Annotated in this window: 13 protein-coding genes and 2 pseudogenes; 8 read left to right on the top strand and 7 right to left on the bottom strand. The window is 69.2% G+C overall.

From position 1 onward, the window contains the following. Nucleotides 1–278: 278 nt before the first annotated feature. Entirely contained in the window at nucleotides 279–743 is a 465-nt protein-coding gene (locus AB0J69_RS59700) for a hypothetical protein (RefSeq protein ID WP_364137815.1), read from the top strand. A 3-nt stretch (nucleotides 744–746) separates the two neighbouring features. Here the strand turns inward: AB0J69_RS59700 and AB0J69_RS59695 are convergent. The 4 genes and pseudogenes from AB0J69_RS59695 to AB0J69_RS59680 form a co-directional block, all read right to left on the bottom strand. Next, nucleotides 747–1,113, bottom strand: a pseudogene (locus AB0J69_RS59695) (hypothetical protein); the annotation flags it as partial. Between the two features lie 75 nt (nucleotides 1,114–1,188). After that, entirely contained in the window at nucleotides 1,189–1,449 is a 261-nt protein-coding gene (locus tag AB0J69_RS59690; protein WP_364137817.1) for a hypothetical protein, read from the bottom strand. Between the two features lie 54 nt (nucleotides 1,450–1,503). After that, nucleotides 1,504–1,721, bottom strand: a pseudogene (locus tag AB0J69_RS59685) (DUF4158 domain-containing protein); the annotation flags it as partial. Between the two features lie 288 nt (nucleotides 1,722–2,009). Continuing rightward, on the bottom strand, nucleotides 2,010–2,909 hold the full coding sequence (locus tag AB0J69_RS59680; RefSeq protein WP_364137813.1) for a LysR family transcriptional regulator: 900 nt from the start codon (nucleotides 2,907–2,909) through the stop codon (nucleotides 2,010–2,012). A 120-nt stretch (nucleotides 2,910–3,029) separates the two neighbouring features. Here AB0J69_RS59680 and AB0J69_RS59675 point away from each other — a divergent pair, with 120 nt between their 5' ends. The 5 genes from AB0J69_RS59675 to AB0J69_RS59655 all read left to right on the top strand — a co-directional run bounded on the left by AB0J69_RS59675 (nucleotide 3,030) and on the right by AB0J69_RS59655 (nucleotide 8,501). After that, on the top strand, nucleotides 3,030–4,148 hold the full coding sequence (locus AB0J69_RS59675) for an FAD-dependent monooxygenase (RefSeq protein ID WP_364137811.1): 1,119 nt from the start codon (nucleotides 3,030–3,032) through the stop codon (nucleotides 4,146–4,148). Between the two features lie 168 nt (nucleotides 4,149–4,316). Further along, the gene (locus tag AB0J69_RS59670) at nucleotides 4,317–5,546 is read left to right on the top strand and encodes a serine hydrolase domain-containing protein (RefSeq protein WP_364137809.1); all 1,230 of its coding nucleotides are present in this window, start codon (nucleotides 4,317–4,319) and stop codon (nucleotides 5,544–5,546) included. A 17-nt stretch (nucleotides 5,547–5,563) separates the two neighbouring features. Then, complete coding sequence (locus AB0J69_RS59665; protein WP_364137807.1) at nucleotides 5,564–6,376, top strand: SDR family NAD(P)-dependent oxidoreductase; 813 nt, start codon at nucleotides 5,564–5,566, stop codon at nucleotides 6,374–6,376. 136 nt (nucleotides 6,377–6,512) lie between these two features. Continuing rightward, complete coding sequence (locus tag AB0J69_RS59660) at nucleotides 6,513–8,027, top strand: FAD-dependent monooxygenase (protein WP_364137805.1); 1,515 nt, start codon at nucleotides 6,513–6,515, stop codon at nucleotides 8,025–8,027. A gap of 15 nt (nucleotides 8,028–8,042) precedes the next feature. Next, nucleotides 8,043–8,501: a VOC family protein gene (locus AB0J69_RS59655; protein ID WP_364137803.1), complete on the top strand. Its 459-nt coding sequence runs from the start codon at nucleotides 8,043–8,045 to the stop codon at nucleotides 8,499–8,501. A 308-nt stretch (nucleotides 8,502–8,809) separates the two neighbouring features. Here the strand turns inward: AB0J69_RS59655 and AB0J69_RS59650 are convergent, their stop codons facing one another. Further along, complete coding sequence (locus AB0J69_RS59650; protein WP_364137802.1) at nucleotides 8,810–9,688, bottom strand: YwqG family protein; 879 nt, start codon at nucleotides 9,686–9,688, stop codon at nucleotides 8,810–8,812. A 219-nt stretch (nucleotides 9,689–9,907) separates the two neighbouring features. Between AB0J69_RS59650 and AB0J69_RS59645 the strand changes: the two genes are divergently transcribed. Further along, complete coding sequence (locus tag AB0J69_RS59645; RefSeq protein WP_364137800.1) at nucleotides 9,908–10,063, top strand: hypothetical protein; 156 nt, start codon at nucleotides 9,908–9,910, stop codon at nucleotides 10,061–10,063. Nucleotides 10,064–10,451: 388 nt separating this feature from the next. Here AB0J69_RS59645 and AB0J69_RS59640 read toward each other — a convergent pair whose 3' ends face one another. Together AB0J69_RS59640 and AB0J69_RS59635 are read right to left on the bottom strand one after the other, a co-directional pair. Continuing rightward, nucleotides 10,452–12,062, bottom strand: coding sequence for a hypothetical protein (locus AB0J69_RS59640; RefSeq protein ID WP_364137798.1), 1,611 nt, complete (start codon nucleotides 12,060–12,062; stop codon nucleotides 10,452–10,454). Beyond that, nucleotides 12,059–12,814, bottom strand: coding sequence for an ABC transporter ATP-binding protein (locus AB0J69_RS59635; RefSeq protein ID WP_364137796.1), 756 nt, complete (start codon nucleotides 12,812–12,814; stop codon nucleotides 12,059–12,061). Before AB0J69_RS59635 ends, AB0J69_RS59640 begins: the two co-directional genes overlap by 4 nt. A gap of 147 nt (nucleotides 12,815–12,961) precedes the next feature. On the opposite strand from AB0J69_RS59635, the gene AB0J69_RS59630 reads away from it, so the two are divergent. Next, nucleotides 12,962–13,543, top strand: a complete 582-nt coding sequence (locus AB0J69_RS59630; protein ID WP_364137794.1) for a TetR/AcrR family transcriptional regulator — start codon at nucleotides 12,962–12,964, stop codon at nucleotides 13,541–13,543. The last annotated feature ends 809 nt before the right edge of the window (nucleotides 13,544–14,352 follow it).

Below are 14,352 nucleotides of genomic sequence, written 5' to 3'. Positions count from 1 at the left end.
GGCGCCACCTGCGCGGTGCTCCCCGCCTTCGACAACGTCACCTACCGGGCCGTCCACGAGAGCTACTGGAGCGGGCGCGACACCGTCCTGCGCGGAACGTTCACCTTCCAGACCTGACGCCCAGACAGGGCCCCGCACCATCGATCGCCGCTCTCGCCGCGATCCGCCACGAGGCGACACCTCGCACCTCTCTCTCCCCCCGCCGGCCACGCGGGAGGGCTGAAGCGCACGCCTCAAGGCCAACCGAACCAACCGGAACATCTCTTGCTGGAGGACTGTTGAAGACACGCATGCTGGGCGCCGCGCTGGCAATCGCAGCATTGAGCGGGCTGCTGGTGGCAAGCCCGGCGCAGGCGAGAGACGGAGTGTCCTCCGCCCGCGTCCGCGTGGACACCGGGATCCCCGGCGGTGGCGCGCTCGTCACGACGACCGTCGACTTCGTCAACCGGAGGAAGGTCATCCTTCGGAACTTCACGGTGCGCGACCTCTGTCCCGGCGACAACAGGCCGGTGCATGCCCGGGCTTGGTGGCACTACACCGACGGAACCACCGGGAAAAGCGCCGTGAGGACGGACAGCAACGGCTGCGGCGACGACGGCACCAACTTCGGAAACATCACCCCTCCCAGCACCAAGGGCATATCGAGCGTCTACCTGGAGGTGTGGCTCTACACCGGAGCAGGCACTAAGCGTAGCAACATCAGCCTGTCCCGATACAACCAGTACGTACACCCGGGCCGCTGACGCTCAAGCTTTCAGCTGGTCGGCGTACCAGGACTTGATGACGTTGCCGATGATGGTCAGGCGTTCGTCGAAGGGGATGAAGGCGGACTTCATCGCGTTGATGGCGAACTAGCGGAAGTCGGGCAGGCCGTAGCCGAAGGCGTCGGCGGGCAGGGCGAGTTCGCGGGTCATCGAGGTGCCGCTCATCAGGCGATTGCAGGTACTCGAAGGCGTCCAGGTGCCGGGTGGGCGGGTAGCCCGCCTCGGCGCCGGCGATGTCGAAGCCGACCACCCCGGCGTCGCGGTCGGAGATCGCCGGCTCGGCGATCTCCATCGACCGGACCCGGCGCCGTAACGCGGTCAGCTGCGACGTCCTGTGCGCCATGCTCCGCACCAACACCCCATAGCAACCACCCACGCTCCGCGGCTTGACCAACCCCATAGGGGCACCCCCGGACACCTCCGCTCAACCGCCGACGTAGTGGAAGCTTGCCTTCGGGTGCATCGGGAAGTCGTGGTGTGAGATGTTCCATGCGTAGGCGCCGGCCATGAGGAACTCCACCACATCGCCCGTCTTCAGGCTCACCGGCACGTGCCGCGCCATGGTGTCCTTCGGTGTGCAGAGCCGGCCGACGATCGTGGTCGGCTCCCCCGGCTCGTCAATGACCACGCGCTGGCTGTGCCCCTTGGTCGCCGGGGTCCTGATGTGGTGGGTTCCACCGGCCACCAGCCGCTCCAGAGTGGTGACGCCGGGCAGCAGGACCTTGGCCTCCACCAGTCGGTGGGTGGCCAGGTCGAACAGCACGATCGGGGGCTCGCCTGTGGTCCAGGCCCGTTTGTAGAGCCGGCAGGCCGGCGCGAACCGCTGCTCGCCTGCAAAGCGGTGCAGCCGTAGCCGGTGCGGATCTGCTCCTGATGATCCCGGCGTGCCTCCTTCTCGCCGTACCCCTTCAGGTCGGCTGCCTGCAGGCCGAGCTGCTCGGCTACGTAGTCGACCACCGCGGCGGGAACGTCCTCGGGATCGTCCAGGAAGCAGTTGATCGTCCAGGAAGCAGTTCAGGAACCGGGCGGCGCCCAGTTGCAGGGACCAACCGAGCTGGTTGCGAGCGCCGCCGCTGTTGCCGGCAAGGGCCTGCGCATCCTGCCCGACCTCCGCCGGAGCCCTGCTCCACCCCCACTCAGCTGCGCCCCGCCGACGACCCGGCCTCGGCACGCCATCGAGGCGCCAAAGATCTACTCACGGCACCTACCTCGTCGAGCTGTTCACACCGCTCCGCAGACGCCCCCTCAAGGGGCAGGGAGCGACGGGAGAGGGCCCAGGTCACGGATGATCCCGGCCAGGGCCCGGATGGGCTCGCTCTCCGCCTCGCTCCGCCACACCAGCGCGTACGGCAGCGGCTTCAGATCGGTGACCGGCAGGTAGGTGATGTCCGGTCGTGCCCAATAGCGGGTGACGTGGGCGGGGAAGAGCACCACCAGCCCGTCCATGCTGGCGAGGGTCATGGCCTCTTCCGCGTCGCGCACCACGGGGCCGCGCTCGATCTGACGGCCCCGCCGGGTGAGGCGCGGGGCGTAGACGTCGTACCAGTAGCCGGGCCCGGTGTCGGCGTGCGGGTGCTGGAAGTCGGACATCATCTCCAGCGAGACCGTCGCGCGCGAGGCGAGCTGGTGGTCGGTGGCGACGGCCAGCACGCGCTGCTCGGCGAACAGGACCGGCCCCACGGTGAGGTCGGGTTCGTCGATGGGGAGCCAGCTCACCAGGACGTCGATGTCTCCGCGTCGCAGCGCGGGAAAGGCTTGGCCCACCTGCGCGCTGTGGATGCGCAGCTTCCACTGCGGATGGCGGAGGCGGAAGACGTCCCAGTAGGGGCGCAGGTCGTAGGCGTTGAGCGGCAGCATGCCGACGCGCAGCGTGCCGGTGATGCCCTGACCGGCGAGCTGGGCGCGTTCCACGCTGTCCTTCAGCGCGGCGTAGAGCGGCCGCAGGTCGTCCCGGAGCTGCCGCCCGACCGGTGTCAGCCGAACCGTGCGGTTGTTGCGCTCGAACAGCGGAGCGCCGACCTGCCGTTCCTGCTTCTGGATCGCCTGGGTGACGCGAGCGGGCGACAGGCACAGCCGGGTGGCGGTGCGGCCGAAGTGCAGTTCCTCGGCCAGGGTCAGGAAGATCTCGATGTCACGCAGTTCCACGCCTGACCTGCTCCGTTTACTCACGCTGAAGGTGATCTTGCGGGTTTCGTCGTTGTTCCGGGTGTTCACCGTACTTGATCCTCGATTCGTACGATTCGCCTTGGTCGAGGGAGCGCGTGGATGGACGTCCTTGTTTGCGGTGCCGGCGTCGCCGGGCCCGCTCTGGCGTACTGGCTGCGCCACCACGGGTTCACCCCGACCGTGGTGGAGCGCGCCCCGCGGATGCGCGCGGGCGGGGGCGCGGCGGGCCTGCGCGGAGAGGCGCTGGACGTGCTGGACCGGATGGCCCTGCTGGAGCAGGCCGAAGCGCTGGACCTGCGTCTGGGTGATACGGCGATGGCGGACGGGTACGCCGCGCTGCCCGTGGCGATCTGCGCGGGCGACCTGGAGATCCTCAGGGACGACCTGGCCGGCCTGCTGTACCAGGCCACCCGCCAGGAGGTCGAGTACGTCTTCGGCGACTCGGTCGCCACCCTGGAGCAGACCGCCGACGACGTGCGGGTCACCTTCGACCGCGGCCGGCCGCGCCGCTTCGACCTGGTGGCCGGCGCCGACGGGCTGCACTCGCGCACCCGCTCGCTGGCCTTCGGGCCGCACGAGCGCTTCGTCCGGCACCTGGGCCTCTACACGGCGGTCTTCGGCTTACCCGGCCACCTCGGCGCCGAAGGCGGCAACCGGGTCCACCGCGTGCCGGGCAAGGCGGCCGCGGTGCTCGGCACCCGCGACGGCGCCCGAGCGCGTGCCGCCCTGCACTTCGCCTCCGGGCCGCTGATCTACGACCGCGACGACGCCGGGGAGCACAAGCGCATCGTGGCCGAGCGGTTCGCCGGCGAAGGCGGCCGGCTGGTCCGGCGCCTGCTGGAGGAGATGTGGGGAGCGGAGGACCTCTTCTTCGAGGCGAACGCCCAGGTTGAGATGGACCGCTGGTTCTCGGGCCGGGTGGTGCTGCTCGGGGACGCCGGTTACTGCGCGGCGCCGGCCTCGGGTCGCGGCGCCTCCCAGGCGTTGATCGGCGCCTACATCCTGGCCGGCGAGCTGGCCGCCGGCGGCGGCCACGCGGAGGCATTCGCCGCCTACGAGTGGGAAATGCGCGGCTTCGTCGCTGAGCACCAGCACATGGGGTGCGAAGGCGCCGACCAGTTTTTCCTGGGCACGCCTTCGCAGGAGGGACTCGACCGCACGACGGCGGCCCGCCCGCACCTCGTGCGGCTCAAGGACTACGTTCCGGCTTCGCCGTAGAGCGGCCTTCACCCCGGCCGGGCCGCCCGCTGACCTGGCGCTGCCATGTCAGCGGCGGCGTCAGGGCGCCGACGGCCCGATGTCAGGACCCTCCGCGAGGGTGAACGCGCGAACGCCGGATCGGAACGAAACCGGCGGACCAATCATGACGACAAGGAAATAAGGATCATGGCAATCGGCAGGAACGGCTTCTCCGATCAGGGTCTGCGCAGACTGCGTGAGGTGCTGGCCCGGCACGTCGACTCCGGCAAGATCCCCGGCCTGGTCGCGCTGATCAGCCGGGGAGGCCAGACCCACGTCGAGACGCTGGGCACGATGCGGCACGACGGTGGCGCGCCGATGCGGCGCGACACGATCTTCCGGATGGCCTCCACCTCCAAGCCGGTCTCGATCGCGGCGGCGATGGTGCTGCTGGACGAATGCCGGCTGCGGCTGGACGACGTGGTCGACCCGTGGCTGCCCGAGCTGGCCGACCGGCAGGTGCTCAGGTGCATCGACGGCCCGCTGGACGACACCGTGCCGGCCCGCCGCCCGATCACCGTCCGGGACGTGCTCACCTCCACCTTCGGCCTCGGCATGGACATGACGGCGCTGGGCACCCCGATCCTGAACGCCGTCTTCGAGCGGGGGCTGACCCCGAACCTGCCGACCGAGGTGCCCGAGCAGGACGAGTGGATGCGCCGCCTCGGGGAGCTGCCGCTGATGCACCAGCCCGGCGAGCAGTGGCAGTACCAGATCAGCAGCGACATGGTCGGCGTCCTCGTATCCCGGGTCAGCGGCCAGACCTTCGAGGAGTTCCTGCGCGAGCGCATCTTCGAACCCCTCGGCATGGCCGACACCGGCTTCCACGTGCCCCCCGACCAGCTCGACCGGCTGCCCACCCTGTACGCCCCGAACCCCGCCACGGGCGAGTTCCTGGCCTGGGACGAGCCCGAGGGCGGCCGGTGGAGCAAGCCGCCGGCGTTCCAGGGCGGCGGTGGCGGTCTGGTCTCCACCGCCGACGACTACCACGCCTACTTCCGGATGCTGCTCAACGGCGGGGTGCACAACGGCCGGCGGATCCTGTCCCGGCCGGCGGTGGAGCTGATGACCACCAACCGGCTCACCCCCGAGCAGAACGCCGCCCGCACCGCCCTGGCCCGCAACGCCGTGCACATCTCCTTCGGCCAGGGCCAGCAGGGCGGCTGGGGCATCGGCATGGCGGTGCGCACCTACCGCGGCGACTACGCCCCGATCGGCCAGTTCGGCTGGGACGGCGGCAGCGGCACCTCCGCCTACGCCGACCCGGTCAACCAGGTCACCGGCATCCTGCTCACCCAGGTCGGCTACACCGTCCCCAACCCCGCCCACCTGATGAACGACTTCTGGACCACCGTCTACCAGGCCATCGAAGACTGATGCAAGGAGTGAGTGTCATGCGTGTCTGGTTCATCACGGGAGCGTCCAGAGGGCTGGGCAGAGCGTTCGCAGAGGCTGCGCTGAGCAGAGGAGATCGCGTCGTGGCCGCGGCCCGCGACGTGGCACCGCTGGCGGGCCTGCAGGCCCGCCACCCCGACACCCTGGCGTGCGTCCCGCTCGACGTCTCCGACCGCGCCGCGGTGCACAAGGGCGTGGACCGGGCGGTGGCCGCGTTCGGCAGGCTCGACATCGTCGTCAACAACGCCGGCGCGATGCTGTACGGCATGGTCGAAGAAGCCACGGAGACCCAGGTACGAGCCCACTTCGACGTCAACGTCCTGGGCCAGATCTGGGTCACCCAGTCCGTGCTGCCCCACCTGCGGGCCCAGGGCTCGGGCCACATCCTCCTGGTGACGACGATGGGCACGGGCGGCGGGATGGCCTCGGCCGGTCTGTACGCGGCCGGCAAATCGGCCATCGACTCCCTCGGCCAGGCGCTGGCCATGGAGGTCGAGCCCTTCGGCATCAAGGTCACCATCGTCCAGCCGGGCGGCTACGACACCGGCCTGTTCACGACCGGCACGACGGCCACCACGCCCAACCCGGCGTATGACCCGCTGCGAGCGAAGCTGACCGAGATGTGGGGCGACGAAGCGGGGCCGGACCCGAGCACGGCGGCGCCGGTCGTCATGCAACTCGTGGACCTGCCCCACCCGCCCTTGCGGCTGATCGTCGGCAGCCAGTCCTTCGACCTGGTCCACCAGATGAACCAGGCCAGGACCGAGGAGTACCGCGCCTGGGAACACCTCAGCCGCCAGGCTCCCGGCTGAAAGCTCCGTCCCGGTTCGCGCGCGTCACGACGCGACGAACGACACGATCGAAAGGTCATTGATGATGAAGCATCACGATGCCACCCAGCCCGCGGAAGAAGACCCGCGAGAAGAGCGGCCGGCGGGGAATGCCGACGTGATCATAGTGGGGGCCGGCCCGACCGGTCTCATGCTGGCCGCCGAACTGCGCCTGGCGGGAGTGCGGCCGCTGGTGCTGGAACGTCAGCCGCGGCCCCGCGACACCCCCAAGGCCGGCGGCCTGGGCGGCCAGATCCTGGAACTGCTGCGTTACCGAGGCTTGCTGCGACGTCTCCAAGCCGCCTGCACCGGCCCGATGCCCGCTCCCCGGTTCCCGTTCGGCGGGGTGCACCTGGACTTCACCCACCTGCCGGATCCCCCGATGCACGCCCTGCCGCTGCCGCAGCAACTGCTGGAGCGGCTGCTCGGCGAACGCACCGGCGAACTCGGCGTGGACCTCCGCCGCGGACACGAAGTGACCGCGGTGAACCAGGACGACGCCGCGGTCACCGTTGACGTGCGCGGCCCGAACGGCCCCTACCAGGTCAGCGCCCGCTACCTCGTGGGGTGCGACGGCGCGCGCAGCCGCATCCGCGACTGGGCCGGCATCCCGTTCCCCGGCACCACCTATCCCGAGGTCAACCGACTGGCCCAGGTCACCCTGCCCGACACGGTCACCGTTCTCGGCAACGGCGATCTCGACGTCCCCGGCTTCGGCACCATCCGCGCCGGATTCACCCGCACCGACCAGGGCCTGCTCGGCGTCGGCTCCTCACCCGGCACCCAGTCCGTCTCCCTCTACACCATCGAGGACGAGACCACCGAATATGACGACGACGTCCCGATGACCCTCACCGAACTGCAGGACAGCATCCACCGCGTGCTCGGCGCCCACCTGCCCCTGGCCGGATCGACCCGTCTGTCGCGCTTCACCTTCAAAGCCCGCCAGGCCGAACGCTACCGCGAGGGCCGGATCCTGCTGGCCGGTGACGCGGCGCACCTGTTCCCGGCCACCGGGGTGGCGCTCAACGCCGGCATGCTGGACGCGGTCAATCTGGCCTGGAAGCTGGCCGTCGACCTCCACGGCACGGCCCCGGCCGGCCTGCTGGACACCTACCACGCCGAACGCCACCTGGCCGGCGCCCGCACCCTGCTGCACACCCGAGCGCAGGTGGCCCTGCGGCGCGGGCACGACGCGGCCGCCGAAGCACTGCGGGAGGTCTTCCAGGAGTTGCTCGCCGATGAGCAGCCGTTGCGCCGCATGGGAGCCCTCGTCGCCGGCACCGACATCCGCTACCCCATGCCCGGCACCGGCCATCAACCGCTGGCCGGCGCCTTCGCCCCCGACCTCACCCTGCACACCGGCCAGGGCATCACCAGCGTCGCCGAGCTCATGCACACTGCCCGGCCCGTCCTGCTCGACCTGGCCGACCGCCCAGAGCTCCGCCAGACCGCCCGGGACTGGCGGCATCTCCTCGACATCCACACCGCCAAGACCGACGACCGTCCGGCCGACGCCCTGCTGATCCGCCCGGACGGCCACGTCGCCTGGGCCGCCGCCCTCGACGAACCCGCGGACAGCGCCACGCCCCCGCTGCGTCAGGCACTCTCCGCATGGTTCGGAACGCCTTGAACCACAGGGAGAGACATGACCAGTAGGCTCACCGAGCTGACCATCGACTGCCACGATCCGGACAGACTCGCGGCCTTCTGGTGCGAGGTCCTGGACTTCGAAGTGATCGACCGAAACGAAGGCAAGGTCGAGATCGGCTCCTGGGAGCCGACCGTCGAGGAGGTCCGGGCCCGCCAGATGCCGCTGACCCTGCTGTTCATCCAGGTGCCCGAGGGCAAGACCGTGAAAAACCGGCTCCACCTCGATGTCAGCCCGATCGACGCCGGCACCGACGACGAGGTGACCAGGCTGCTCGGCCTCGGCGCCGTCAAGAGAGATGTGGGCCAAGGCCCAGACCGAAGCTGGGTGGTCATGGCCGACCCCGAGGGCAACGAGTTCTGCGTCCTGCGCACCCTGGCGGTGACGCGCCACAGATCGCAACGCTGCCCCCGCTTCACCTCCTACCAAGACAAGACCGGGAAACCTTCTGAGTAACAGCGGAACGGAGCGGAACCCTGTGCCGGCGCGCTGATGATCGGCGGTGTGCAACCCCACAGCTCGCACACCGCCTCGTGTACGTGATGATGGTCTATTGGCACATACATGAGCGATCATTACAGTGCGGCGACCAGGCGATCTTCCTGCCGGGGCGGTACGCGACTCCGGTGTCCCTTCCCGGGTGAAGTTAGCGGCCGGGACAGGTTCTGACCTGCGGCAGGACACCCTGGCTCGGACGGTTTCGGAGCGGACTTGTTCAGGTCGCCCTGTCGGTGAGAGGAACTCGAACGTCCGGCTAGTAGATGTCAGTGCCCTTGGACATGGGGGAAGACCTGGCTGAAGTCACGGACAGCGAGCCGGTCCCGGCGGATGCCGAAGATCAGCATGGCTCCGTCTCCGAAGATCATCCCGTTGTCCTCGTCAAGCTGGAGAAGATTGACCCACTGGGAGGCCTCCGCCGCGAAGCCGGGATCCTCCGGCCTCAGCCCGGCCGCAGACGCGGCCGCGGTTTCGACCGGCGACTGCAGGGCGTCAGAGTAGCCGCCGACCTGATGCTGCGGCCCCGGCCTCTTACGCCGTTGGTCGTATAGCTCAAGCTCCCAGGCGAAGGTCTCGCCACCGTCCCCGATGTCGGGATCCTCGTCGTCGAGGTCCTCGTCGTCGGGATACACCAGGCGGTCCCACACCAGTTCCCTGGCCGCATCCAGACTCCCGAAGGCGTCCAGCACAGCAGGGTGGCCAAGATCTGGCCAGCTCGGCTCGGTGACTGCGGCGAGCGGCACCTCGGGGAACACCCGCGCCTCCCCGCGGACGGGCACCTCGCGCTCGGGGACGCGTACGGCCCCGGGAGGCAGCGGGATCACCTGCGCGGCCGTGCAGTCCCAGGTGGCGAAGAACAACAGCGTGCCCCCGGCGGGCAGGTCGATGTCCGACTCGTAGGCCGCGAGTGCCACGCAGTCCAGTTCGGCGAGGAACTGCATCGCGGGACCACCGTCGCCGGCGCGCGGCCACGGTATCCCCTCAGGCAGCCGGGGCAGGCCGCCCAGCCGGCCGACCGTGATCGCGCCCTTCTCGGCGATCGACAGCCGGATGGCCGGACGGGCCAGGGCGAGGAACGGCTCGGCGAGCTCCTCGGGTAACAGCTCCCGGACGTACTCCGCGAAATCCAGCATCCAGTCCTGCACACCGCCCATCCTGCCCGGACCTGATCTGGAACGGAACCAGTGGGCGAGCAGCGACACAGCCTGCCGCCCACAGCGACGTACCGGACCTGTTCTACCTGGGCTCTAGCGCCTAGAGCCCGACCTGCGGAAACCCCGGAAACGGCCCTGGAGGCCCTCATGGCCAGCGTCATCGCCCTTCTAGCAGCCTGCCTACCATTCGTCACTCTCAGCTACATCATCGTGTGCCTCGCGTCGCCCTGGGGCCGCTGCACCCGATGCCGCCCCGGCGGCAAGAACCGCACCTGCCGCGCCTGCAACGGCACCGGCAAGCGCCCCCGCCTCGGCTGGCAGCTCTACGTCTACGCCCGCCGCCTCCACCGCGACGGCAACCACTAATGCCGCCCTCTGAGGAGACCCACATGCACGACCTCACCCGCTACGCCCTGGCCGCCGCCGGGCAGGTCACAGCGTGGACGTTCTTCTACGCGTCTACGCCAAATGCATCTACGGACAGCAGAGCGAAGCCATGCGCCGCATCTGGGACGCCACACGGTGAAGTCCTTGCCCGTGCCGGTCCGGCAGGGCGAACCGGCAGGGGCGGCACAGGAGACCATCGGGCGGGCGTGGGCATGCGTGCGGAGGTAGTCGTCAGCGCACATCCCGAGATCGTTCTATCTGGGTGTTTCATCTGTCCGCCCGTTCGCACCAACCCATGAAACGACCTTCGCCCTGGACACGCCTCGCCGCGAGCGCCGCTCCATAGGTGGTCGCCTGTGAAACACCGCTAGCGCTCTGCCTTGTGGGCGGATGAGCGGACAACGGCGGCATCGCGGGAGGCCATCGCATCCAGGAGACCAGCGCCATGCTGATGGAGCCGGCGCACGGTGAGCACGGGGGTGGCGTACAGGACGGCGCCGGCCAAAAGGATGGCGGACAGGGCGGTCACCCATCCCGAGCCGCCGGAGACCGCACCGATGACACCGGGCAGGACGGCAGCCAGCAGGACCACAGGGAAGATCGTCATCTGTCCGCCGGTCGGATCGCCCGCCTGCTGGCCCGGGTAGATGCGATCGCGAGCGTCGGTGCCCACGGCCGGCATCAGGAGCGCGAGCAGTGGTGCCACCGCGCAGGCAGTCGCGGCCGCGGCGATGGCGCCGCCAACGGCGGCTGCTCCCAAGGGCGAGCCGGTCGCGGCCCACAACGCGGCCGCCAGCACAATGGACGGGACACCGAACAGCAACGCCCAGGCCGCCATCCGCCCGCGCACGTCAGCTCTGAGAGCGCCCGGTGTGGTGAGAAGCTGCCACAGGGCCGTGCCGTCCAGGGCGTAGGTGTTGATTGCGACCATCGCGCCGAACACCGCCGCCGCGGGACCCGCCAAGGGCAACGCCCAACTCCAGCCGGTGAGCGCGATGATGAGCGCCATCAGCAGCGGGGTCAACCAGGCGCTGCGCAGCTCCACGCCGCGTGCCGGGTCGCGCAGCCAGGTGGCCAGCTCACGCGAGACGACCGCCGACACCTGCGGGGTCGTGAACGGCAACGGCAGTGCACGTCCTGGTATGGCCGGCCGTCGCGGTGCCGCTCGGCGAGATGGCCGGCGCAGGGCGCGAGCCGTCAGCGCGATCCAGCCCAGCTGCAGCAGGGCGCCCGCGGCCAGCAGGGCGGCCAATGGCAGCATGGCCGCGCCCAAACCGGCGCCGTCGCGGGCGGCGAGTGCCGCGCCGTAACCCCAGCCGGTGGGCAGAGCGGCGAGCACGTCGATCACCGGCGCGGGCAGGTGCCCGAGGGTGGGCGTGACGAGCGCGGGGTCCCCCTCGCCGAGACGCGGCAGCAGCCACGCGGCGATCGGAACCCATCCGGCGAACGACAACGCGAGCATAATCGCGGTTTGTGTGGCTGCCATGGTCATCCCAGCCCGGGTTTGCAGCAGCCAGGCTGCCAGCGCCGCCACCGTCTTGCCCGCCCAGATGAGCAGGTACAGCTGGGCCACCACCGCCCCGACCGCGATCGCCACTGCCGCGGGGCCACCCGGTGCGGCCAATACCACCAGGGACGACAGGCTCACCAGCGTGATCAGCGGGCCGACGCCCAGCAGTTCCGTCCACGACAGCGCCCGCGCCAGCCGCCATGACCGCAGCGGATAGCCGCGTAACCACTCGCGTGAGATGACCGATGGATCGTGGCGAGGCTGGGCCAAAGGCCCGAACACCCACATGCCACCCCACACAGTGAGCGCCACCGCGATCCAGCCCTCGTGGATCACGCGGGAAGCCAGCGTCGAGCCCGCGATCACCAGGGCGGCCAGGACCAAGCCGGTGACCAGACTGAAGGCACGCTCGTTATGCGGGCCGTTACGGAACAGGCGCAGCTTGAGCGCGACCAGGGTGCCCGTCATCGCAGCCACTCCAGCGGACGCACCGGGTCGGCGCCCACCAGCTCGATGAACCGCTCGTTCAGCGTCGAGCCCGCGGCCACCTCCTCCACCGGCCCTTCGACCAGCACCCGTCCACCGGCCACCACCGCCACCCGGCGGCAGTTGCGTTCGACGAAGTCCATGATGTGGCTCGACAGGACCACGGTGCCGCCGGCGTCGACGTACTGCTTGAGCACCTGCTCGATGGAGTGGGCCGAGACCGGGTCGATGGCTTCGAACGGTTCGTCCAGCACCAGGACGCGGGGCCGGTGCAGCAGCGCCAGCGCGAGATTGATCTTCTTGCGCATGCCGGTGGAGTACTCCACGATCAGCGTGCGCGGGACCGCGTCCAGCCGGAGGATCTCCAGCAGGTCACTCGCGCGTGCCTGCCAGCCGTTGTCCAGGCCGCGCAGCCCGGCGCTGTAACGCAAGACCTCAGTGGCGGTCAGCCGCTCGGGCAGGGACAACCCGTCCATCATGACGCCCAGCTGGGCGAGCGCGGCCTCCCGATCGGTTCGCAGATCATGGCCGGCGACCTTGATCGTCCCAGATGTCGGCTCTCGTAGCCCGCACACGGCCGTCAAGGTGGTGGTCTTGCCGGCCCCGTTCGGTCCGACGATGCCATAGAACATCCCCGGCGGAACGCTCAGGCTGAGCCGATCGACGGCAAGCACGGATCCGAATCGCTGGGTGAGGTCCGCCACCTCGATGGCGGGGACGGAGAAATCGAGCACGGCCTTCTTTCCTGAACGTTTGGTGAGCGGTTTCTTCGTCGCAAGCACTGGAACGGCACGCGCCGTGCCGAGAGCGGACGCGGTCATTTTGGGCGGCTATCGATAAATCTGTCAACACGGCACGTGCCGTGCCGATAAGGTGATGTCGTGACCACCAGCCACCACGATCGAGCCGCCACACGCACCAAAGCGATCATGCAGGCCACGCTTGCCCTGGCTCAGGAGACCGGCTATGCCAAGCTCAGCATCGAGGCGGTCGCGGCCCGCGCCGGCGCGGGCAAGCACACGATCTACCGCCGCTGGCCCTCAAAGGGTCTGCTGTTTCTCGACTCGCTGCTGTCGCTGAACGAGCCCGTCCTCGACTATCCCGACACCGGCGACGTCCTGGCCGACCTGCGACGGCAGATCTACGCGGCGGTGGACCTGCTGGCCAATCCACCCTGGGGCCCGCTCTACCAGGCACTGGTGGCCGAGGTTCAGCACGACCCCGCGGTCGCCGCCGGCTTCAACGAACGCTTCATCCGCCCACAGACCGACAAGACCATTACCCGTCTCAAGACGGCCCAAGACCAGGGGCAGCTTTCACCCGACTTCGACCTCGACCTGGCCATGGCGATCCTGTCCGGACCTCTGTACTTCCGGCTCCTGATCACTCAGGAGCCCATGACCCATGATTACGTCGATCGCGTCCTCCAAGCCCTCTTCGCCGGCATGAGCCCGAGGCATTGAACTGGAAAGACGCTCCTGCCGCGCGTAGCCGAGTTTCTGCTGTGCAACCGCCCTCTTATCGCAAGCCGCCGAACCCCGGAGTGGCAACCCGCCGTAGCCCGGGGAGTCCCGAGCCAACGTGAGCGGCCGCAAACGTCCCGCAACCCGATAGCCGGTAATTGGCTGATTTGTCCCAGCGTGATAGGAGGACGGCCGTGCACAGGACTTCGAACATTCGTGCAGGCGACTCCGGAAAACGACAAGCGATGATCCTGGTTTCGTCCCCTTTGGGTTTCGGGACCGTTTCAGGGATGTTGGCGTGGAGTCGCCGGGCTCCATCGCGGTGTGCCCACGAGCGGGAGCGTGCCTCTGACCGCCGCGCTCAGGTCATCACAGGGACGGGGGGCACAACGCGTTCGAAGAAACGTAGTGGCTGGTAGCCGGTGGCGTCGAGCTTGGCCAGTTCGGTGTCGACGATTGGTTGATCACACAGAGGGCCGGGCCAGTAGCACGTGCCCTGCGCCAGCGCGCAGAGGGCGGCGGAAGTGCTGCTGCGCTGCCATCCCACGATGCTTGAGGCCGTTCCTGAGGGCTCTGTGACGTTCCTTCTGACGGTAGACGCGCGCATTGCGAGAGCCAGAGTCGCCGCAGACGCATCCAGGCGGCTGCGGTCCACCAACCATGATCGCTAGGGAACGTATAGGGAACGATCAACCGTAGAGCGCCGGTGTCCCCCGGTCACGTCCACGGACGTGGTGTATGAATCGATCTTCGAGTGATCCTGTTTCTGCAGGTTAAGCGGTAAGTGTCTGCGGTAGTGGGTTCGGGAC

The organism is Nonomuraea sp. NPDC049709, from assembly GCF_040674815.1.
Classification (GTDB): domain Bacteria; phylum Actinomycetota; class Actinomycetes; order Streptosporangiales; family Streptosporangiaceae; genus Nonomuraea.
This window is presented reverse-complemented; position numbering and strand designations above follow the sequence as displayed.